This is a genomic window from Pseudomonas sp. PS02290, from assembly GCF_029960075.1.
Taxonomy (GTDB): domain Bacteria; phylum Pseudomonadota; class Gammaproteobacteria; order Pseudomonadales; family Pseudomonadaceae; genus Aquipseudomonas.
Genome location: NZ_JASCOY010000068.1, coordinates 1 through 20508 on the forward strand (window position 1 = coordinate 1; position 20508 = coordinate 20508).

Below are 20508 nucleotides of genomic sequence, written 5' to 3' on the forward strand. Positions count from 1 at the left end.
CGCAACCGGCCAAGGTTGCCAAGCTGACGGCGGTTACTGCAGCAACCAGGGCACAACGTATTGGATGGGAAGAACGCATGGTGAATCCTCGATGGGTGCAGCTGTGGCCACGAAGTGGCGGCGGGCGCTGCAGAAGCCGCGCCTACGCTTTGTCCGAGGAAAACAACTAGTGTTCAATGCAGACAGCGTTTATACGGATCAGCGGTAGGGAGCTAAATCCAACGCTGCTGGCCGACTTTTCCCACGACGCGGTCGGCCACTAGTTGCCGTTTTCTAATCTTCCAATGCCAGGCTTTCCATACAGCCAGGGCATACCGCACGCCCGGTAATGATCACCGATTGCGGACCGATTCAGGTGGGCTGAGATAAGCCAGCCTCGCGCTCGGTCATGACTTCCTCAATCAGTCGGCAATCCAAACAACCGCACCTCAAGGGTTATGTTATAACATGGCCGATATTTTTCATTGTCCTCAAGGAAACCTGCATGTCTCGCTGCCCCAAATTGCAATTCTGGCGCCTCCCGCCCATTGCAACAGCTTTACTGATTGCATCGCCGGCCTACGCCATAGAAGTAGATCCACAAGTGATTACCGCGAATCCACTAGGTAGCGAGCAGCTGGCTTTGCCGAGCACTGTCCTCACCGGAGATAAACTGACCCTTTCGCAGAGGGGCAGTTTGGGCGAAACCTTAAACAATCAACCAGGCGTGTCGTCGTCTTATTTCGGACCAGGCGCCAGTCGGCCAATCATCCGCGGGTTGGACGGCGATCGAATCAGGATCTTGCGTAATGGCGTTGGCGCACTGGATGCGTCGTCGCTTTCTTACGACCATGCGGTGCCGCTGGATCCTGTCAATGTTGATCGTATCGAAATCGTGCGTGGCCCCGCCGCATTGTTATATGGAGGCAGTGCCATTGGCGGCGTGGTAAATACATTGGACAACCGCATTCCTGTTGAATCCATCGAAGGCATACACGGTTCCGGTGAATTGCGATATGGCGGTGCCGACACCACGCGTAGTAGCGCCGGAAAGCTGGAAGCCGGCAACGGTCAATTTGCGCTGCACATCGATGCCAATGCTCGTAATTTTAATGACCTGCGTATCCCGGGCTACGCTCGCACCTCTGATCAACGGACCCGCGAAGAGGGAGACGATGAAAAACATCGCCTCGGCAACAGCGACGGGCGCCAAGACGGTGGTGCCGTAGGTGGTTCCTACACATGGGATGACGGTTATGCCGGAGTGTCCTACAGCAATTACGACTCTAACTACGGATCGCCTGCCGAGCAGGACGTACGCATCCGCATGGAGCAAGATCACTACGCGTTTGCTTCTGAGATCCGTAATCTGTCCGGTCCCTTCACATCTGTGAAATTAGACGCAGCGTACACAGACTACAAACACATGGAGATTGAAGACGGCGAGATAGGCACCACCTTCAAAAACAAGGGTTATGAGACTCGGGTGGAGGCCCGCCATCAGCCGATAGGACCGCTTAATGGTGTGGTGGGTGCGCAGGTGACGCGCGGTGAGTTTTCCGCGCTTGGTGACGAAGCATTTGTGCCGCAGACCGATACCAATGCTGGAGCTCTGTTCATTCTCGAAGAACTGCAATCCAGTGACCGACTCATGCTGAGCTTGGGCGGTCGCCTGGAGCACACGACAGTCGATCCGGATGCTAAGGGCAACATGCGGTTTAATAGCGCTGATCGCTCTAGCAGTTTTACTACTGGTAGCTTGTCGTCAGGCGTGGTGTATACGCTTACGCCGGTCTGGTCATTGGCAGCAACTCTGGGCTATACCGAACGTGCGCCAACGTTTTACGAGCTGTACGCCAACGGTGCACACGTTGCCACAGGCACTTACGAGGTAGGTGACGTTGACTTATCCAAGGAAAAAGCAGTGTCCAGCGACTTGGCGCTACGGTTTGACAATGGCGCCCACAAGGGCAGCGTCGGCGTATTTTATAGCCATTTTTCGAATTACATTGGGCTATTGAGTAGCGGCCGATCGCTCAACGACGAGGGTGAAGAGGACGCCGACGGCATCCCTGAATTCACCTACTCAGGCGTACGTGCTCGATTTGCCGGTTTCGAAGCACAGGATCATTGGAAGCTGGCTGAGACTCGCTACGGTAACATTGCGCTGGAGCTTTCCGGTGACTATACCCGTGCTAAGAATCTGGACACTGGCGAGGCTTTGCCGCGTATCGCCCCCCTGCGACTGAACAGTGGGCTGCTGTGGGAGCTGGACAAATGGCAGGCCAGGGTCGACGTCGAGCATGCGAGCTCGCAGCACAACGTGCCGGATAATGAATCCGGCACTGACGGCTACACGACTTTAGGCGCGAGTGCAGGGTACAAATTTGACTTGGGCGGTAGCCAATGGCTGGCATTCGTTAATGGTGAAAACTTGACGAATCAGACTGTGAGGTACGCCAGCTCAATTCTTCGCGATATTGCGCCTGCTCAGGGAAGAAGTGTCGAAGTTGGTTTGCGAACAAACTTCTAACCTGCTTTCACCCAACCGCCGATACCACGTATCGGCGACCTGAGCTCAGCATGTGAAATGGTCCGCACGCGACGGCCACTCTCTCAAGCTCTGTTCTGATTGCATTCAAGATGTTTCCATTGTTCGCGGAGCTGGAGGTGGGCAAGGTGACTTTTCGCCCTAAAAGGCATCAGCCCGCAAACCCTAGGACACATTTATCTGACCTCAAGCTCAGCCACCGAGCTTAGCTCGCCTCTGAGAATGCTTTGGTGAAGCTGATTGATGTGCTCGACCGCGTTCTGACCTTGTGCCAGATGGTGCACGTAAATTTAGCTTGTCTTGGTAAAACGGTGGCCAATACGTACGGTATAGGAGCGGAACATCCAGCTGAGAAAACCTGTGTAATACATAGCATCTTCAATGTCCCGCCACTTCACGCCACGAACCCCTTTGCTCCAAGGCAAAATCCCCCGGTACAGCCAAACTCCAACGTCATCCGTGTAAACCCGCACGCTTCTGAGAAAGAGGATTTTGTAGATACAGAGAGGCAGCGAAACTACCAGAACAAACACGCTCACTGCCATGCCGAGCCGAAAAGCAGCATCCGTTTGCGCGTTGTGTAAGCCGCAAAAGCAGCCTGCACTGAGTCGATCGTAGGCGTTACAAGGCAAGATAGAAATGCAATTTTGGTCAGGTGTTTGATCATTTTTTCTTTACTCAATCAGCACTTGAATGCGGGCCAGTACATCGTCCATCACCACCTCGGGGACCGCCTCTACGCGCTTACCCCCACGGGCCTCAAGGTCAACAGTGCGGATTTGATTACACAACACCACACCTTGCGTCTCGGTGCCCGAACCGCTCAGTGGCACGGCAAAGCCGGCATATCGGGCAAAATCCCCGCCTTGGGTGATGGGCGCGATCAGGACCAAGCCCGACACGTTGAACGCCGCAGGCGAAATGATCAGCGCCGGACGAAAATCGCCTTGCTGCTCACGGCCAGCGGTGGGATTCAGGTTCAAGCGCACAATATCGCCACGGTTTAATTTGGCTCGCTTCACGCTTCACGCCCAACGGCTGACATCGCATTCCACGCTGCCATTTCGGCAGGATCCGGCGCGCTCAAGTCACACTGCGCCATGAGCTCGGCCAGCGCGTAATGCGGCTTGGCCTTCGCAGGCTTGAGCGTCATAACCTCGGCGGATACATCGAGTTTCAACACATCGCCACTAACCAGATTCATCAGCTTAAGCACGGTTGCAGGCAAGCGTATCGCCGCGCTATTGCCCCACTGCTGCACTTTGACTTCCATAACAGCCTCCTAAAATGTATACACATTGTAGATACCAAAAAAAACTAACCGCAAGCTTTTTGTATAAACATAGTATCTACAATGCCAGCTCCAAAGCGCGTCAGTGACCTCGTGCCTTAAGGGCAGAAATGCGCTCGATCCAGACGCCATGCACCTGAGCCTCGAGAAATAGGTACACATCGGGTTCGACTGCCTGCATGTCCTGCAGGGCCTGGATAAAACCGCAACAGAACTGATAGCCATATTCGACCTGAACCTCGGTCTGGCTGCTATACAGGTCGCGCAGGGCCACGCGCCAGGTGGCATAGGCCTGCTCACTCAAACCACGCGGCAGATCCGAGGTGTCCAGAAAATCGAGATCGGCAGGTGGCATAACCAGCTCCTAGGAGGAAAGGGACCAGGGCGCAGCAACAGGGCGGGCTTATGGTACGTCAATCCCAAGGTTTGTTACGTCTAGCAAGCAGCAAAAAAACCGCCTAGGCGGGTCCTGATGTGGGACCAACTAAACATAGTACCCGACATATCTAACCGCGATCAGTGGCCGTTTTGAGCATGTGCCTAGCTGTCTGAACCAGCTGGTCCAAACTCCAAGGCTTTTGCAGGAACGCGACTCCGGCAGGCAGATCATGACTCACTTCGGCTTCGTAGCCTGTGGTCACTATAAATGAGGGACTGGCATCTGGAGATGGCCGCCGAGCTGGAACGCTGCGGTAGGTTCCAGCAGGCCCGCATTCATATAACGCTCGCCAGTCTGTTAAAGCCCGCTGTGACACTTCCTGCCGTATGAATCAGTACAGAAAGCAGGCAATCGAGGTGGCTCAGATGGCAACAAGATCCAGTATGCGTTTGCGGCCATGATCAGCAGGACAGCACGGCTCCCCTCTTCCACCCGCTGCGCGGCCGCGCAACGGGTGCAGGGATCAGCGCCGACGGCCTCTATGCGGTGGTAGGGCACTACGCCAGAGCTGCAGGGGTAGAGGTTGCGGGACTCGTACACGGGCTGCGCGCAACGGCAGCCACCAATGCCCTGGAACACGAGGCGGATATCGCCAAGGTGCAGCCATGGTGTAAGCGGATGGCGAACACACCTACCGAACTCTAGCATTAAAGGCAATCGCGTCTGCCCGAGGGGATGCGCTTTATCTGCACACCGTCTCGAACACACCGCCATCTCGGCGACTTTGCTGCATTCAGCTCCGCCATCCTGCGCAGGGATGCAGCGCTGAGATGCACCTGTTCCAGAAATTATCGGGCGCGTCGGCGGCAAGGAAAATTAATCTCACGCCCGCGCGTGGGAGGTGAGCATTATCCTCGCGATCAGTTTTTTTCTGGAGCTTTGATATACCCAGGCACAGCTAAGGATGGGGCCTGATGGCGATCTTCAGAAGCTCGGGCTTCATGAGCCTCAGCATAGTCCTTATCAGCCTGAGCCTTCTCATCAGCGGCCTGCCCGGGATTACCCTCAACCTGTTTCTGCTCAGACGCTTGTTGATGCTTGTTGGCATCTTGCGTGTGGTCTTCGGACGATTTTTCACAGCCAGGCAAGCCAAGCGCTAATGCGAAGAGTAAAGGTAAGGGAAGTGCCTTGATCATGGAAATGCCCTCTAGGTTATCAATAACCTATTGATCTGCATGGCACAATCTTAGTTCAACATACGCTTTACCTGATGAACGGAGTACTCGTAGTGCCAAACGTTCAGATCAGGCCCGATACGCTGCCACGTGGTCCATTCGCACACCGCAAATCCACGGCAAAGTGCCTAGCGATCAGGCTGAGGCGGCTGAACACAAGAACCACTTCCTAAGTGATCCGGCGGTTGCACTCTCTATTTGGCATCCGATACAACAGTATGTGGGGTAGCAAAAGGAGCGGACTTTAGATTATCGATAACGTCGACTAATAATCTCAGCAGTAAGTTCAGTCAGTTACCTAACACTATATGAAGATGACAATGGGGCGCCAGCGACTGCGTGGGGGGTAACGAGTCACAAGAAAATGTATTCGGTTGAGGACGTCCAAGATAATACCCTTGCGCATGGTCATAGCCTAGAGTACGCAACAACTCGAGATCCTGAGCAGTCTCAACGCCTTCCGCTAACACTTTGAGATCAAATGCATGCCCCAGTTTCAAAAGGGCCGTCAACACCTCCTCGCGTTGGGCTTTGTTTTCAATTCTGAGTACCTGACGGTCAACCTTCAAACAATGGAATGGAAGCTTCAGTAAATAAGCCAAGTTGGCATGACCTTGACCGAAATCGTCCAGAGCCAGTCGTACGCCCAGGTTGCAGAGACCGGAAACTGTACTCAATAGTTGATCATTTATACGCAGAGGCACGCCTTCGGTTACTTCCAATATGAGCCGATGGCTCGCGAGACCATGTTTAAGTAATGCACCCGCCACTTTCATCGGAAAATCTGTGTTGGCAAGCTGTATAGGTGAAAGGTTCACTGATATGTTGACAGCGTCATGCCAGCGGCTGGCCGCCTCACAGGATTTATCCAAAACCCAGTCACCTACAGCATTAATCAGCCCGCTGCGTTCTGCCATTGCGATGAATAAATCAGGTGGCACATTTCCGAGCTTGGGATGCTGCCAGCGAATAAGGCTTTCGTATCCAGTGAGCTGATAAGGTTCGAGTTGATACAGCGGTTGGAAGTGCAGGTCGAATTGGTCTGTTGCTAACGCCTCTCGGATATCCTCCGGGGTTAGAAGCGACTCATCGTTTTGAGAAAAAATAAATCCCGTATCCTCTAGACGATTGCGGCCACCTCTTTTAGCTCGATACAGAGCTTTGTCAGCCTGATCCAGAAGTGAGGTGCTATCGGTTAGCGCACTACTCGCACTGTGCGCTAATCCGATGCTGACAGTGATGACCGAGATGCCGTCTGTACGTCCCAGATGGGCGATGTTTAGTTCACGTATGGTTTGCAATACGTGGTGAGCGATCCTGCGGGCCTCATCATGAGAGGTATCTGGCAAAACGGCAATGAACTCTTCACCGCCGAATCGTGCTACGGCGCAAGGCGAAATGAAGCAACTGCCCAGAGCCGTGGCAACAGCTCTCAAGCACTCATCGCCTATAAGATGTCCATAATGGTCGTTAAAGCGTTTGAAATGGTCTATATCGATCAAAAATAATGCGCCCTCGGACTGTCCATCCAAATGGTTTGCCGTAAGCGCATCCAGTTGCGGTTGTATGTGCCTACGGTTAGCCAGACCGGTCAGCGAGTCGGTCTCTGAAAGGCGTTGCAAATCACTATTGGCATCTGTGAGACTAGAGGCTCTGGTTTCCTCACGTAGCCAATACAGGTAACTTCGTCTGGCTTCGGCGTTGGACCAGTAGTTGCCGAGCAATGAGAAAAAAGATGAGGATCCTATAGCGGTCATTATCAAGCCGCCAGCACTCAGGGAAATCGGGGCTGTATGCACACCCCAAGCTGTGATGGTTAAGCAAAATATGTTGTATATCAAAGCAATATTAAAAGGGCTTTTCATGCACGTATTGACATAAATAAGCATCAGCGGCCAACAAAACATGAACAGTGACTGCTCACCCGAAACAGGTTGTTCACCGTTAATTACTACGTTGTAAGCGGCTATAAATCCGGTGTATGAGGGCAACATGGAGACGTATTCTCTCCAGTGCTCCGATAACTTCTTTAGAAGCAACACACCCAGTAGAGTGCTTGGTACACATGTTCCGACCATCTGCAAAATTGCTGATACCAAATCCTTCGGATTTATGATGACCATCCATAGTGAAAAACTACCGAATGTGAAACCTCCCAAGATCAAGCACAGAATCAGGTGGTGCCGGCGGGTAGTATGGATATCGCTCTGATAACGTAGCTCCAATTGCTCAGAGAAGCGTGCAGCGCTGGTTGTTTTCTCGAGTTCTCGTTCAATCTGGCTAGCGTCTAACATAGAAAATTCCACAGCATGCACTAATGAGGCCTTGTCATGGCTATAAGCCACCATTCTACCTTGCTGCGGGTGTCGAGCCACTGGAATCTGCCCGGCGGTGATCTCCCGATTCATCTCCTGTGAAAACGAGCCTAGTTGAGATCTCGTCGATCAACTGACCGTCCAGGTGCACATTTCGCGAAACTGACTGAAGACACCGCCAATGATCGTGACTAATTCGAGCTGGACAATCCCCGGACAAGCCGTGCCTATCAAAATGACCTGGAAGGCTTTTGAGAGTTTGTCGATCTGGCTTTGACCGATGAGTTTCGTGCGGTGACCCGAACGCACGTGCTCGCTGGGCGCGCCCAGCTCAAACATCGCGGTTTGGCTATTACTGTAACCGTCGTGAGCGATTCATGTTTAGTCGAGAGTAGGTACGTCCCACATGACAGATGTCATGAGACGCCTGGTGATCAATTGCCGGTTCGCTGCAACCCCCGAATCGGGGGTTTTTCGTGCCTCCTAGGGGTGCAGTGGCCCAATTGCGCCAAGAAGAAATCGTGGTCGGCCCTGTGCAGGGCGCCCAGCTCGAGCGCTTCGCGCAACACCATCGTCAATCGGCTGTGCCATTCCCCGCTCTGCACTAGGGCCACGTCCATGACCTTGTCGAGGCGCATGACCAGATCCTTTCTGCAGCGACCTTGAAGCTGTTCTTTGCAGATGTAGAAAAAGTACCGAACACGCTGTGGGTACAGCACATTGGAATAGACCATCATGGCTTGCATCGCTTCACTTGCGCCGAGGTCCAGCGGGATCACAAACACGTTTGACTCCTTTGATGGGTCATTTTTCGGGCAAGTCTAACGTTTCACTGACCGACCCATACCGAGTGCGGCGCTGGCTTCAGAAAGATTGACCTTTTGGGGCTCTATTCCAGAGTGCGACCTGGCGTCAACTATAGGAACCTTGGGACATTGCTGGACAGCGGCTGCAATCGCCTGCAGGCAGACTGACACGACGCTACCAATGATGCTGTCGTTCCTGTCGGGATGCGATTTCAAAATGCATTCATTCATTGAAGGCAAGAGTCTGCAACTGACGCTGGGGGTATTGATTATGACGTCATCTCCAAGCCTAACATTCCGACAGATCTGGCCAGGAAAGTCCCGCAAGTCATGCAGGCTCCCAACGGAGTAAGCTAAACGGAATGCTTCAGTGTTGGTAGTGTGCCCTGGAGATGCGAGCTCACCACGACCCGAAACGACCTAAGGGAGGGCAGCTCTCCGCCATAACGCCTCACTACCCTAGAGTGATCTATAGCGTTATCGGGCCTTAGCAGTACGAGACCTAGCCCGCCAGGCCTTCCTGCCTCCCCTGGCGGGCTCCTTCCTTGATGTTTCTTGCCTACAGATCCAGACATGTCGCCTGCCTGCCCTGCCCTACGTGCATGAGGTTGTTGTAGCAACACATCTCGCTATGCTTTTATCTATATAGCGATCAATTGTGGTGACCAAGACTTCGATGAGCGACAGAACCTACCCCTACACCGCATGGCTGCTGACACGGAATTTTCAGTTGCTGGAGGTCGAACTCGTGGACCAGGGATTCGCTAACAGCGCATATGACCGCACTGACAAGGGCCGCAATTACCACGTTGACGAACTTTTTCTTACGAAAGCCAAGGCCATTGCGTTCGGTGAAGCCAAGCTTGCAGCGCTTGCCAAGGAGCTGGAAAGACGTCAAAGAGGGTTACTGAAGCGACGATTGGAGTTGCAAAGATGCAAATGAAATTGTCTTGCACAAGCATCCGCAAGGGTAGATAGCGGGGCCCTTTGGTAGTCTCTGACCGGAGAGATATCTTGAGCTTGATGGCTTTGTCTGCAATCGGGCGGTCAGGTGCGCATCTGGTCGGACGTGGTTGAGACCACGACAGTCTGCATTCACCTGCTGCGGTATCTGGAGGAAACTCCCAAGTTCCGGGCAAATCCAGTTGATCAGTGCGCGGTCAGCTTGTGGCAGATGGCTTGCAGCTGAGTCAAGGTGAAATGTCAGCAGTTTTGCTGCTTGACCAACTACACCCGCGATAGAACTGTTGAATCAGGAACTCCAGCGATGGAGCGTGAAACGTGAGCCTGGGGCCGACCGTAGTGATACCCCTGAGCATAATTACACCCATTGCTGGCCAGCCAAGATGGAAGGGAGGGTGAGTGAAAATCCTCGATGCCTTCCGCGGTTACTTTCATATTCAGGCTACGTGCCATCCCTAAAATGGCTTCTACCATTGGACGATGATCAGTCTTACCGATCTCAAAAAAAGATCGGTCTATCTTGATTTTATCAATGGACAAACGTGTCAAATGATAAAGACCTGAGTAGCCAGTGCCGAAGTCATCAAGTGCCACTGTGATGCCATGTGCGTGAAGTCTGTTCAGGTTGCGCTCGGCCGCTTCGATATTGCCGACCAAGGCCTCTTCGGTTATTTCGACCTCAAAGCGGTCAAATGGAAACTGCTCATGACGCAACTGCTCCAGGAACCGATCAGGAAAAAGCTCATCGGTGATCATTGCTGCACTGACGTTCAGCGAAAGATGAAGGTGATCGTCCCAATCCCTGGCAGCGTTACAAGCTTGCTTAACGAGAGATTGAGTCATCATGGGGATCAACCCTAGGCGTTCAAGCGCTGGAATAAAATCAGCAGGCATCCCAGTGCTCCCATCTGGCTTGAGCCATCTGGCCAAGATCTCAAATCCGACGACTTCCTGAGAAGGCAGTGCAACAATAGGCTGATAGAATGGAACGATCTCATTCAGTTCCACTGCCTGTTTAAGCGCAGCGTCTTCATCGATTTGAGCCTGATATTGGAGCCCATGCTCTGTTTCGTAAAAATGGTAGGTTGAACGACCCGTAACCTTACCCCTGTACATTGCTACATCTGCGCAGTGCAATAGCGCTGAGGTTTCGGTAGCGTCGACCCACGAACGAGAGATGCCAACTGTAGCTCCCTGTCGGAAGGGTCGAAGCTTCTCGAGCATAGGGGCCCCTATTCGCGAAATCACATCTGCGGCAATGACGCCCAGCTCGCGTTCCTCTCTACGGCTGGTAAATACGACGCAGAATTCATCGCCTCCTAGACGCGAAGCGATGCCGCCGTATTTGATTGCAATCTCCTCCAGTCGTTTTGCTACCTCAATGAGCACTGCGTCACCCGTTGCATGCCCGCGCTGATCGTTAACCGCCTTGAAATAGTCAAGGTCGATCAGCATCACAATCACAGGTTCTAGCTGAGCGAGTTGCTCGTTTACAAGCTCCATAAAGGCACGCCGATTGAGCAGGCCGCTGAGTGAGTCGTACCTTGCCAGCTTCTCTGTATGGGACTGCAACCCTTCGAGTTGAAGGTAATTGCGTCGGGCATTACTGATCATTTTCATGAGCATCACTCCCGGCCCGATCAAGGCGATTAGTGAAAAACCCGTAGATGTCAGTACGAAACGTAACCTTTCTCCTTCCTCAAAAATGCCGTCATAGTGAAGGCCAAGCCCTCGCATCACCCATGCCTCCAGCTCAAACTCCCAGAGAATGGAAAGGGCCATGACGGTAAGCAGGGTGAGAAAAAGCAGCTGTATCAGACGGTATGGACTGGGTAAGCGTAAATAGGTCATGGGCAGCCTCACAGGCCAAGCTAGCAGCACGTAATATCATATGGCCATCTTCCCATAAGGCCATGGCGTCGGTTATAGAACCTGTTTATTCATTCAATAGAAAAGATTGCTTTTTCTAGGGAGCTTCATTTTTATGGGCATGCCAACGGAGGTTGGCGCTATCGCCGAAATAGCGTACGGCCCATTAGTTTGCCCTGAGATACTGCGCCTTGTGGGCAGGCCACCCAGCCGACCCGCTCTTTATTAGGCATCAGACAGCGCCCGTCGCAGCTTCCACACAATGGTTGATCGGCACTGCTGCGTCCAAGTAACCGCCATGGGTCCAAGATCCCGATTCACTCTTGACTTGCTCAAGAGTCCTCATCGGCTTTTCTCCTTGCTGGATTCTCGTTTGTGACCGGCAGATGGACATCCCGGACACTCGCATTGTCATGAAATGCTATCGACGGGACGAGGGAAACCTTGAGTATCTCCCTCAGAGCAGCGCACTCGGCGGGCAGGTTTAGGTTTGGATCCTCTGACTCTAGCCAAGGCGCTCTTCGTAGCTCGGTACTATTCGTAGCTCAGTCTTGGCGGCTTGCCGCTGGCGGAGGGTCATGTTTGGGCGGTCGCGGCATGACTCCGTCCTTCGATTTAGTCGACGCCAAAGCGAAATTGGTTCTGCTACCTCGGTCCACCGCGATGGCCTGGAGATGCTAGCTCGGCGCCAGTCCACGCAGCTCGGGTACAAAAACTGCATAGGCCATTTGACCGCCAATTTGATGACAACCTATGAAGCCTCCATATTTTACCTTACCGAGGCTTTCACCCTCGGCGCTCACCAGGGCGCTGATTGGCTTCATTGCGCTTGTATGTTTATCGTTGATGCTTGCTACAGCGTGGCAGATGAATCAATCCAGGCTTGAGCGCATCGCTAATGCCAAAATTGCAGTTTCAAACATTGTTCTAGCTGCTGAACAGCAAGCTCAGGACACAATACGCCAGGCTGACAATACGCTGCGCGATCTTGTTGAGCGTGTGGAACACGATGGTGTAGCGGGAGAACAGTTGTTACGACTGACGAAGCTGATGGCTCAGGACGTGATAAACGTGGAAGGACTTCAAGGGCTGTTTATCTACGATGCCCAAGGTCAGTGGGTCACCAATTCCTTTGCGCACAGTGTGCAGGAAAAAAACAACGGCGACCGCGCCTATTTTGCCTATCACCGCGACCACACCGATGAATCAATTCATGTTGGCTCAATTGTAAAAAGCCGCAGTACGGGAGATATGGTTATCCCGATCAGTCGGCGTATCAATACTCCTGATGGGGAGTTTGCAGGTGTCGCCTTGGCGACGGTCCCGGTCGCATATTTTCAAGCGTTCTTCGAGCGAATGGATGTAGACGACAAAGGCGTTATCTTTCTCGCATTGAACAATGGTGATCTGCTGGCTCGCCGGCCAACATTGACTGCACTGATGACGACCAATGTGGCCAGGGGGGATATATTTACCCGCTATCTGCCATACAGCGACAATGGCACTGCCGTAATCAAGTCTGTGGTGGATGGCGTGGAAAGGATATATGCCTATCGACGGGTGTCCGGCCTACCCATCGTTGCAGCTGCAGGTGTGTCGTACCAACATGTCTTCGCGCCCTGGTGGGCTTATGCGTACAGATCCATGGCTTTGATCGGCATGATCACGTTGGCTCTGTGCTTGCTGGGCATTCTGCTATACCGGCAGATCCAGCAGCTAATCACCGCGGAGGGTGATCTGAACGTCGCCAGAAATGAACTGGAGATTATCGCTCAGACTGATAGCTTGACGCATCTGGCCAACAGACGGCGTTTCGATGCTACCTTGCAGCAGGAGTGGGGGCGGGCCAGGCGAAATAACTCAACCATAGCGATTATCCTGTTGGACATTGACTGGTTCAAACAATACAACGACCACTATGGCCATCTGCAGGGTGACGACTGCCTGAGGCAGGTGGCAGAAATCATCGGGACCTGCGTCAATCGGCCGGGCGATCTTGCCGCACGGTATGGTGGGGAGGAATTTGTGGTCCTGCTGCCTGAGACGAATCTGGCCGGCGCTTTGAGCGTCGCCGAAAATGTCAGGTTGTCCATCGCCAGTGCACTCATTGATCACGCCGGCAGCTCGCTGGGCATCCTGACGATCAGTTCCGGCGTGGTGGCGATTAATTCACCTATAAAGGATTCCTATACAGCCGCCCTGGCAGAAGCAGATCGACTTCTCTATCTCGCTAAAAGCAAAGGCCGCAATGCTGTAGAGGGTCAGTCAATGCCTGATACTTACCGGCTGCATCAGACAAAAATTGTCGACCTGTCTCGATAGCCGAGCATCAGGGCATACCTGAGAAGAAGATCAACCACAAGTGCGGCAGCTGAATTGGACGAGGATCGCTCATTCAGTCATCGGTCCTGTCTCGAAAAGCCGCACCTGGTGAATTGGGGTCAAAGGAAAATCAACTTGAAGCGGAGCCCTTGATGCGGCAACGATTCACGCTGCGAAAGCAACGTGAGCGTTCGTTTCGGACATCATAGACCAACTGCATGGCCTGCCCGTCAGTCACAACACGTGTTCTTCGTGCTTGCTCAATCCTGATGAGTAATGCATCACATTCATCTTCAAGGCTGGCCCAGTGAGCCAGGTGCAGATTACGAATGGATTGTTTGAGAGCATCGAGCATAGGATCACCTGGATATCGCGCCTAACCGAGTGGTAAATGCGAATTGCTGGGCAAGCCTGATTTTAAAACCATCACTATCTGGCTTGGCCCGAGAACTGTTCAACGGCTGCCACCACACTGTTGGCACTCTGCTGAATGTCCTTGATCACCTCGTCCGCCTCGCTTGCCAACTCCAGCGCCGCACCGGCCTGCTGCTTACTTTTTCCGATCATGTCCACTGCAGTGGACGCGAGGATCTGATTCTTTTTCACGACCTCAACAATCTCTGCCGTTGCCTGAGTGGTTCGAAGGGCCAGTTGCCTGACCTCGTCAGCGACTACAGCAAATCCCCGGCCCTGCTCTCCGGCGCGTGCTGCTTCGATTGCTGCGTTCAAGGCCAACAGGTTGGTCTGGTCCGCGATGCTGCCAATGGTTTTGACAATGGTGCCGATTTCCTGGCTCTGTGCATCCAGCGCCTCAATGCCATGCGCCGCATCTTCCATCAACGCCGAAAGCGTGTTGAGGGTTGTAACGGTATTCTGGATAACTCCGCGGCCTTGCTGTGCACTGGCGTCTGTTTGAACAGACGTATCGTGAGCCATGCCAGCTGCTTCCGATATGGCGCGCTCACGGTTGACCTGGTCGGTGATTACGGTAGCGAGTTTGGCTATCTTGTACAGCTTGCCGTTGGCATCTACGATCGGATTGTAGGAAGCCTCCAGCCAGACCTCCCTGTTAGATTTATCCAATCGGCAAAACCTCCCGGCGACGTACGAGCCCTGGCGCAGGGTCTGCCAAAACTGCTCATATTCTGTTGAACCGACATCGGATGGCAGGCAAAACATCCTGTGATGCTGGCCCTGGATTTGGGGCAATGAATAGCCCATGGCGTGCAGAAAATTCTGATTGGCCGTCAGGACTACCCATCCAGAGAAAACTCGATGACGGCAGTGGAGCGCATCAGGGCCCCCACCAATGCTTCATTCTCCCTTGAAGCCTCAATGGTCCTTGTCAGCACGCTGCAATACAAAACGATGCGTTCGACCCGTCCGCTCTCACCGGCGAAAGGTATAACCATTGCCCGCAGCCAGACATGACGACCTTCACGGCTGCACAGGCGCAAGGTACCACTGTAATGCTTGCCCTTGGCAATTGCCTCCAACGCGCGGCGCTGATGGACATCACCGTGCAGCTCAGCGGGGCTGAACTCCCGCAGGGTCCGACCGGACAATTCAGCGTGAGTGAATCCCAGCTCTTTTTCGAACAGGGCATTTACCTCCAGGATTACGCCTGCCGCATCCAGCGTGACCGCCACGGTTTCGAGATCCAGTGTCGCCTTGACCTGCTCCAGAGCTCCCAGCCGTTTTTCCAACTGCTGGATTCTGTTTTTCAACCGGTTATTGAATATGACGGTCACTCGCATTGACATGAAAATACTATCGACGGGACGAATGAAACCTTGAGTATTCCCCTCAATAGCAGCATGCATTGCAATTTCAGCAACAAGCTCTGACGGCGTGGGTTGTAGGGACCAAACGCCCATGCAATGTCCGGCCAACGCTTTTACCGGCACGGCTACGTTTCGGTGACAAGCCGTGCAGTTGTTTTGAACAGGACAATCAAGTTCTTGCTTGAGCAAAACCATGGCTAGCGAACCCTAAAAATCATGTTGCATTCAAACTGGATTCGTCTTCACTGAACACGTTGGTTGAGAGGCCGGCCACCTCTGAATCAGCGGGATAGCGTAGTGCCTGCAAGACAGCTATAACCAATCTCATCGACTTGGTATTGGCCTTATCTGTACCACTTTCAAGCTCGCTTGCAGGTACTGCACATGCCCTCAGATTCTTGCCCCGGCGTGGATGAAAAGACAGCTCTCGATAATTTCGTAAGCACTGCTTCCTGCCTAGAAGCCTGTTCTGGCGCCGTTTTGGTTCTGCACGAAGGCGGGCACTGGCGCATCGCATCCACCTACGGATCCGCGCCAGACTTTAAGATCGAAAAAGCTATCGATGCCTGGCTGAAATTCGTGTTGTCTTACGACGACGTAGTCGATCTCAATGAAATTATGGTCGGCAACGCCGTTCTCCCTATAGGTTTCGAGCGGGGGATCGGCGATTTTTTTCAGGTCTGCATTGCCGTCAAAGATGCTGCTGAGCGTCTTGCTGGTGTGGTGCTGATGACAGTTCCGCTACCCCGCAAGGGACTTAGCGCCGCGCAGATCTGCCTTCTGCGAACTCACGCTGCCGACCTCTATGCCGCCCTCCAACCAACGCGGGTAAATGATTCTGCCGCACGCCTGCGCTTATTGGAGTCGGTGGTGGTCAATTCAAAGGACGCCATCCTGATTACAGAGGCCGAGCCCATCGACATGCCGGGACCGCGCATCGTTTATTGCAATCCGGCGTTTCTGGCGAATACCGGTTTTTCCCTCGAAGAGGTCATAGGGCAGACCCCTCGCATATTGCAATGCGAGGAGAGCAACCGCGACACGCTTCGGCAATTGCGAGCGTCGTTGCAGCGATGGGAACCCATCGAAGTCGAGCTGATCAACGCACGACGCGACGGGACTCGATTTTGGGTACAAATGAGCATCGTACCGGTGGCAAACGAGAACGGCTGGTTTACTCATTGGGTGTCTGTGCAGCGAGACATCACTGAGCGAAAAGAAGCTGAGGAGGCATTGCAACAAGCACAGATGGATCGTGAGGAACGCGTGGCGCTCCAGTCACGGCTGGTGGAGCGCGAGAGAATTCAGGAGGAGTTGTCCTACGCTGCATTTCACGATGAACTCACAAGACTCAAGAACCGGGCGTACTTCACAAGCCGCATCGAGGAAGCCCTAAGTAGAAAGGGCGACGGCAGCCGTAGCACGGCTACAGTTTTGTATATGGACCTCGACCGGTTCAAATACGTCAATGACGGCATAGGTCATCACGCTGGTGATGTGTTGCTCAAACGGGTTGCGGAGCGGTTGCATTATTCTATTGACGTCGAGGCGGTGGTTGCGCGGATTGGCGGCGACGAGTTTGCCGTTCTACTTACCGGCGAAGACCACCAGAAACAGGCTGTCGAGACTGCCGGACGAATTATACAAGCGCTTGGCCTACCCATCGAGATCGAAGGCCAGACGCTGTTTACCTCCTGCAGCATTGGCATCGCGACCCTGGATAATCATCACAACACAGCTGAGGACCTGATTCGAGATGCGGATGTGGCGATGTATTCGGCCAAAAAACAAGGGCGTGGTCGCTTTGCGATCTTCGATGTGTCGATGCGGCAGGCCTCGATCGACATGTTGATGCTGCAAAGCGCGCTCAAGCATGCGATCACAGCCGATGAGTTCTACCTGGTATTCCAACCGATCTTCTCTGTAGAAACTGAGGCCATCGTGGGGGTTGAAGCCTTGATCCGATGGCGCCATCCGATCTGGGGAAATGTCACACCGGATGTTTTCATCAGCGTGGCAGAGGACATTGGCGTCATTCACGACCTTGGTCATTGGGTAATGCGCAATGCTTGCCGTGAGGTCAGGAGGTGGCGCGACAGCTTCCCGAAGAAAACCATCAAGCTCAACGTCAATGTGTCGGGGGTCGAGATGAACCGCAAGGGCTTCGCTATTCAAGTTGCCCATATACTTGACGAGACCGGATTTGACCCTTGCACTCTGCAGATAGAGATCACCGAGTCGGTATTTCTGCATGAACCGGATGTTGTGCTCCAGACTCTGGTAGCCCTTCGAGCTCAGGGCATTCGCGTCGCGTTGGACGATTTTGGCACGGGCTACAGCTCCCTGAGCTATATCGACCGCTACCCTATTGATGTCATCAAAATCGATCGCTCATTCGTCTTCCGTATGATGAGCCATGAGCGCAGCGTTGCCATCGTCAAAAGTATTTTGTCGTTGGGCCAGGTGTTGGATCTGGCAATCGTGGCTGAGGGGGTAGAGACGCAAAGCCAGATGGCTCAGCTCAGAATTCTAGGCTGTCCTTATGCTCAAGGCATTCTGCTGAGCACACCCTTGCTTGCGGAGGACATGCATGCACTGCTCTCGGATTGATGGCCCAGGGCGCTCGGTCCATAGGTCAACCGACGAAGTCCGAGCCTTGCTCGGACATGCCACCCCACATTTGACTTCCAGTCGGAATGGATACGGGGCAGATTGCTTTTTCGTACTCATCGCCCTCCCCTACTAATTTTTTTCAAAAACAGCCGCTACCCAGCATTTTGCACCGTTGTATTCATCACCGCCTTCGGCAATGAAAATGTGATCTGTTTCATTCACAGCGTATACGCCTGGGCTCTCATCGCTCGCGTCACGCAAGGAGTCCTTCCAGCCGTACACCGCGCCTTGCCAGATCAGCACGACGCCGCCACGGTGATCCTGGTTAGCATTTCGCCATTTTCTGGCAGTTGCACGAAGCGTTTCACTAAGATTGGTCACGGCTGATTTTCCTGCACGATCTGAGGTCCGATAATGCCCTGTTGCTACTGACAAAGCCCGCACGGGGCGGGCTTGTGGATGAAGCGACATTTTGGTTATTTGTGTAGCTGATGGTGGAACGGGTGACTTGTCGCCGTGGTTACCATCAGCCATCAAGCCCTCAGGCGCAATAGCCGCTTTTCCTGCTCGATTAGGGGTACGATCACGGTATTCTTCTACGGCCACAGCCCCACTCGTGCCGGATTGAGCGTTGTTCAGTTTTTCTTACCTACACAGCTGCGTCGCAATGGCATCGAACTCACGGTCAAAGCTAGCTTTCTCTGCCGCGCTCAAGAAACCCTGCTGCTCGACGAACCGATTAGTTTCATTCCGGACGTTCTCTACACGCTTCACCATACGCTGTGCTTCAACCTCGGTAATACGACGGACTTTTCTTGAGGTACTGATATCGGCACTTAGAACATTGGCTCTTACTGAGATATGTGCTTGTCCTGGATCGCTGATCTGCGCTCCGGTCTCCCCGGCTATTTCTTGTTGGTTTTGGATGTCGCAGCTTGGAAGATTGAGGCTTTGCTGTGCTGCTGCAGCGGTCAGGCTAAAAGCAAACAACGAAGTGAAGAAAATATGTTTCATGACTGATTCCCTTTAATCGGATGTCAATCCCGCGTGCATGGCATACCACGACCTAGACGGTGCTACCCGGCAATTGATTAAGGCGAATCTGCTGCATGGGCTCGGCTAGGATATTTTCCAGAACCGGCATAGCGTTTGTCAGGGTCGGAGCCATCATGTGCGCTTGCAGTGCCGCTTCATTGTCCCAGCTTTCGTAGGAAACAAAGCGGGTGGGGTCTTCAATATCCGTCAACAGCGCATAGGCCTGGCACCCAGGCTCCTGCTGGAATTGCGGCAGGGCTGATTGCAGCAGGTTTTTCAATTGCGCTTCCATGCCTGGCTTGGCTTTCATGATCGCTACGACGTTAAGAGGTGAAGTCATGTGGGGAGTCCTGACAATGCCGGCGCCGGAATGGAGCCGTCAGCGCATGAGACATGCCACGTAAGATATTCATTCAGAAAAAGCAGGGAGGCTATTGAAATCGCTTTGCACCTATTGGCTAGGTGGCAAGGGATTTTTTAAGGTGCCAGCCTTCTGCACACCGCAGGCACTCCAAAAAGCCTTTGTAGGTTCCCACGCGTATAGCATTTGCTGCGCAAGCCATTGGTTCGGAAATCGAGACCCTTCGCTCTGAGGTTGAGAGTCTGCGATCACAGCTGGCTGAGACACGTTGTCTACGCTCACACGAGCTCCTGGCGAATAGAGGCATCGAGCATGTACACCTTGCGCTCAAGGCAGGCGGAATCGTAGGCACTTGGGCTTGGCACCCAATCCGGGACAGTTTCTCCGTGGATATTGGTTTTACCGAGGCGTTTGGGCTTGATGAAAGCCTTGTTTTACAAGGCAGTGACCATCAACGAGGTTCTTGAGAACGTTCACCCAGAGGACCGACCAGGATTAGACACTGAGATCGCAGAGGCCGTGATACGCGGTGGCGCCTATAGACATCAATACCGAGTCAAGCGCGCTGGTGGTCGGTATTACTGGCTTGAGGCCCATGGCAGCGTCGGCTCCGATGAACACGGCGTACGGACCAGCTTTCCCGGATTTGTGATTGACATCACTAAGCAAAGAACCGCCGAAGAACGGCTGCGGGTCAGTGCAGCGCTGACCAAAGAAAACGTGCAACGTGTGCAGCTTGCGCTAGCAGCTGGAGCCATCATTGGTTGCTGGATATGGGACCTGAAACTGGATCGCTTTACGGTGGACGAGGCATTCGCTGTGGCGTTTGGTTTGGACGCTGCTTTGGGCAAGGAAGGAATCCCACTGGCTCAGATCGTGGAGACGCTTCATCCCGATGATCGCCCCGGGCTGATCGAACTTAGTAGCGAACAAGGATTGTCAGTTCAGTCTCCCATCAAGGTTCTACGGAGCTGCAACTGAAAAAGTTGAACGGCAGCCAGCCTC

The 20508-nt window shown here is 53.3% G+C and carries 17 protein-coding genes and 5 pseudogenes; 7 read left to right on the plus strand and 15 right to left on the minus strand.

What is annotated here, in order from left to right; translation table 11 throughout:
• Nucleotides 1-484: 484 nt before the first annotated feature.
• Nucleotides 485-2512, plus strand: coding sequence for a TonB-dependent receptor (locus QMX88_RS22155; RefSeq protein WP_282372377.1), 2028 nt, complete (start codon nucleotides 485-487; stop codon nucleotides 2510-2512).
• 194 nt (nucleotides 2513-2706) lie between these two features.
• Here QMX88_RS22155 and QMX88_RS29470 read toward each other — a convergent pair.
• The 4 genes and pseudogenes from QMX88_RS29470 to QMX88_RS22170 form a co-directional block, all read right to left on the minus strand.
• Nucleotides 2707-3111, minus strand: a pseudogene (locus QMX88_RS29470) (hypothetical protein); the annotation flags it as partial.
• 93 nt (nucleotides 3112-3204) lie between these two features.
• Complete coding sequence (locus QMX88_RS22160; RefSeq protein ID WP_192175069.1) at nucleotides 3205-3552, minus strand: type II toxin-antitoxin system ChpB family toxin; 348 nt, start codon at nucleotides 3550-3552, stop codon at nucleotides 3205-3207.
• Entirely contained in the window at nucleotides 3549-3803 is a 255-nt protein-coding gene (locus QMX88_RS22165; protein WP_192175070.1) for an AbrB/MazE/SpoVT family DNA-binding domain-containing protein, read from the minus strand. The genes QMX88_RS22160 and QMX88_RS22165 overlap by 4 nt, the downstream gene beginning before the upstream one ends.
• Nucleotides 3804-3903: 100 nt before the next feature.
• A complete protein-coding gene (locus QMX88_RS22170) occupies nucleotides 3904-4176 on the minus strand; it encodes a hypothetical protein (RefSeq protein ID WP_282372378.1) in 273 nt (90 codons plus the stop codon).
• A 477-nt stretch (nucleotides 4177-4653) separates the two neighbouring features.
• Between QMX88_RS22170 and QMX88_RS22175 the strand changes: the two are divergent.
• Nucleotides 4654-4905 (plus strand): annotated as a pseudogene (locus QMX88_RS22175) (tyrosine-type recombinase/integrase); the annotation flags it as partial.
• Nucleotides 4906-5120: 215 nt separating this feature from the next.
• Here QMX88_RS22175 and QMX88_RS22180 read toward each other — a convergent pair.
• A complete protein-coding gene (locus QMX88_RS22180; protein WP_282372379.1) occupies nucleotides 5121-5396 on the minus strand; it encodes a hypothetical protein in 276 nt (91 codons plus the stop codon).
• Nucleotides 5397-5725: 329 nt separating this feature from the next.
• Entirely contained in the window at nucleotides 5726-7843 is a 2118-nt protein-coding gene (locus QMX88_RS22185) for a putative bifunctional diguanylate cyclase/phosphodiesterase (protein WP_282372380.1), read from the minus strand.
• 108 nt (nucleotides 7844-7951) lie between these two features.
• Between QMX88_RS22185 and QMX88_RS22190 the strand changes: the two are divergent.
• Nucleotides 7952-8101, plus strand: a pseudogene (locus QMX88_RS22190) (tyrosine-type recombinase/integrase); the annotation flags it as partial.
• A gap of 83 nt (nucleotides 8102-8184) precedes the next feature.
• Here QMX88_RS22190 and QMX88_RS22195 read toward each other — a convergent pair.
• Nucleotides 8185-8535: a hypothetical protein gene (locus QMX88_RS22195; RefSeq protein ID WP_065986122.1), complete on the minus strand. Its 351-nt coding sequence runs from the start codon at nucleotides 8533-8535 to the stop codon at nucleotides 8185-8187.
• A 697-nt stretch (nucleotides 8536-9232) separates the two neighbouring features.
• Between QMX88_RS22195 and QMX88_RS22200 the strand changes: the two genes are divergently transcribed.
• Complete coding sequence (locus QMX88_RS22200; protein ID WP_282372381.1) at nucleotides 9233-9499, plus strand: hypothetical protein; 267 nt, start codon at nucleotides 9233-9235, stop codon at nucleotides 9497-9499.
• A gap of 284 nt (nucleotides 9500-9783) precedes the next feature.
• Here QMX88_RS22200 and QMX88_RS22205 read toward each other — a convergent pair whose 3' ends face one another.
• Entirely contained in the window at nucleotides 9784-11370 is a 1587-nt protein-coding gene (locus QMX88_RS22205) for a putative bifunctional diguanylate cyclase/phosphodiesterase (protein ID WP_282372383.1), read from the minus strand.
• A 771-nt stretch (nucleotides 11371-12141) separates the two neighbouring features.
• Between QMX88_RS22205 and QMX88_RS22210 the strand changes: the two genes are divergently transcribed.
• On the plus strand, nucleotides 12142-13710 hold the full coding sequence (locus tag QMX88_RS22210) for a sensor domain-containing diguanylate cyclase (RefSeq protein ID WP_282372384.1): 1569 nt from the start codon (nucleotides 12142-12144) through the stop codon (nucleotides 13708-13710).
• A gap of 130 nt (nucleotides 13711-13840) precedes the next feature.
• On the opposite strand, the gene QMX88_RS22215 is transcribed toward QMX88_RS22210, so the two are convergent.
• The 4 genes and pseudogenes from QMX88_RS22215 to QMX88_RS29865 form a co-directional block, all read right to left on the minus strand.
• The gene (locus QMX88_RS22215; protein WP_282372386.1) at nucleotides 13841-14065 is read right to left on the minus strand and encodes a hypothetical protein; all 225 of its coding nucleotides are present in this window, start codon (nucleotides 14063-14065) and stop codon (nucleotides 13841-13843) included.
• Between the two features lie 74 nt (nucleotides 14066-14139).
• The gene (locus QMX88_RS29855) at nucleotides 14140-14646 is read right to left on the minus strand and encodes a methyl-accepting chemotaxis protein (RefSeq protein WP_410110747.1); all 507 of its coding nucleotides are present in this window, start codon (nucleotides 14644-14646) and stop codon (nucleotides 14140-14142) included.
• A 78-nt stretch (nucleotides 14647-14724) separates the two neighbouring features.
• A pseudogene (locus QMX88_RS29860) lies at nucleotides 14725-14931 on the minus strand (PAS domain-containing protein); the annotation flags it as partial.
• A gap of 32 nt (nucleotides 14932-14963) precedes the next feature.
• Complete coding sequence (locus tag QMX88_RS29865; protein WP_442969487.1) at nucleotides 14964-15689, minus strand: PAS domain-containing protein; 726 nt, start codon at nucleotides 15687-15689, stop codon at nucleotides 14964-14966.
• Between the two features lie 189 nt (nucleotides 15690-15878).
• Here QMX88_RS29865 and QMX88_RS22225 point away from each other — a divergent pair, with 189 nt between their 5' ends.
• Nucleotides 15879-18104, plus strand: a complete 2226-nt coding sequence (locus tag QMX88_RS22225) for a putative bifunctional diguanylate cyclase/phosphodiesterase (RefSeq protein ID WP_282372387.1) — start codon at nucleotides 15879-15881, stop codon at nucleotides 18102-18104.
• 132 nt (nucleotides 18105-18236) lie between these two features.
• Here QMX88_RS22225 and QMX88_RS22230 read toward each other — a convergent pair whose 3' ends face one another.
• The 3 genes from QMX88_RS22230 to QMX88_RS22240 all read right to left on the minus strand — a co-directional run bounded on the left by QMX88_RS22230 (nucleotide 18237) and on the right by QMX88_RS22240 (nucleotide 19482).
• Nucleotides 18237-18488 (minus strand): hypothetical protein, encoded by a 252-nt coding sequence (locus QMX88_RS22230; RefSeq protein ID WP_282372395.1) that lies wholly within the window; start codon nucleotides 18486-18488, stop codon nucleotides 18237-18239.
• A gap of 264 nt (nucleotides 18489-18752) precedes the next feature.
• Nucleotides 18753-19121: a hypothetical protein gene (locus QMX88_RS22235; protein ID WP_282372388.1), complete on the minus strand. Its 369-nt coding sequence runs from the start codon at nucleotides 19119-19121 to the stop codon at nucleotides 18753-18755.
• A gap of 52 nt (nucleotides 19122-19173) precedes the next feature.
• The gene (locus QMX88_RS22240; RefSeq protein ID WP_282372389.1) at nucleotides 19174-19482 is read right to left on the minus strand and encodes a putative quinol monooxygenase; all 309 of its coding nucleotides are present in this window, start codon (nucleotides 19480-19482) and stop codon (nucleotides 19174-19176) included.
• 441 nt (nucleotides 19483-19923) lie between these two features.
• Between QMX88_RS22240 and QMX88_RS22245 the strand changes: the two are divergent.
• A pseudogene (locus QMX88_RS22245) lies at nucleotides 19924-20421 on the plus strand (PAS domain-containing protein); the annotation flags it as partial.
• Between the last annotated feature and the right edge of the window lie 87 nt (nucleotides 20422-20508).

What these genes read in the sequence shown, in the direction of transcription:
- QMX88_RS22155 (WP_282372377.1), top strand. Translation starts at nt 485, where the DNA reads ATGTCTCGCTGCCCCAAATTGCAATTCTGGCGCCTCCCGCCCATTGCA.
- QMX88_RS22165 (WP_192175070.1), bottom strand. Translation starts at nt 3,803, where the DNA reads ATGGAAGTCAAAGTGCAGCAGTGGGGCAATAGCGCGGCGATACGCTTG.
- QMX88_RS22170 (WP_282372378.1), bottom strand. Translation starts at nt 4,176, where the DNA reads ATGCCACCTGCCGATCTCGATTTTCTGGACACCTCGGATCTGCCGCGT.
- QMX88_RS22180 (WP_282372379.1), bottom strand. Translation starts at nt 5,396, where the DNA reads ATGATCAAGGCACTTCCCTTACCTTTACTCTTCGCATTAGCGCTTGGC.
- QMX88_RS22185 (WP_282372380.1), bottom strand. Translation starts at nt 7,843, where the DNA reads ATGAATCGGGAGATCACCGCCGGGCAGATTCCAGTGGCTCGACACCCG.
- QMX88_RS22200 (WP_282372381.1), top strand. Translation starts at nt 9,233, where the DNA reads ATGAGCGACAGAACCTACCCCTACACCGCATGGCTGCTGACACGGAAT.
- QMX88_RS22205 (WP_282372383.1), bottom strand. Translation starts at nt 11,370, where the DNA reads ATGACCTATTTACGCTTACCCAGTCCATACCGTCTGATACAGCTGCTT.
- QMX88_RS22210 (WP_282372384.1), top strand. Translation starts at nt 12,142, where the DNA reads ATGAAGCCTCCATATTTTACCTTACCGAGGCTTTCACCCTCGGCGCTC.
- QMX88_RS22215 (WP_282372386.1), bottom strand. Translation starts at nt 14,065, where the DNA reads ATGCTCGATGCTCTCAAACAATCCATTCGTAATCTGCACCTGGCTCAC.
- QMX88_RS29855 (WP_410110747.1), bottom strand. Translation starts at nt 14,646, where the DNA reads ATGGCTCACGATACGTCTGTTCAAACAGACGCCAGTGCACAGCAAGGC.
- QMX88_RS29865 (WP_442969487.1), bottom strand. Translation starts at nt 15,689, where the DNA reads ATGGTTTTGCTCAAGCAAGAACTTGATTGTCCTGTTCAAAACAACTGC.
- QMX88_RS22225 (WP_282372387.1), top strand. Translation starts at nt 15,879, where the DNA reads ATGCCCTCAGATTCTTGCCCCGGCGTGGATGAAAAGACAGCTCTCGAT.
- QMX88_RS22235 (WP_282372388.1), bottom strand. Translation starts at nt 19,121, where the DNA reads ATGAAACATATTTTCTTCACTTCGTTGTTTGCTTTTAGCCTGACCGCT.
- QMX88_RS22240 (WP_282372389.1), bottom strand. Translation starts at nt 19,482, where the DNA reads ATGACTTCACCTCTTAACGTCGTAGCGATCATGAAAGCCAAGCCAGGC.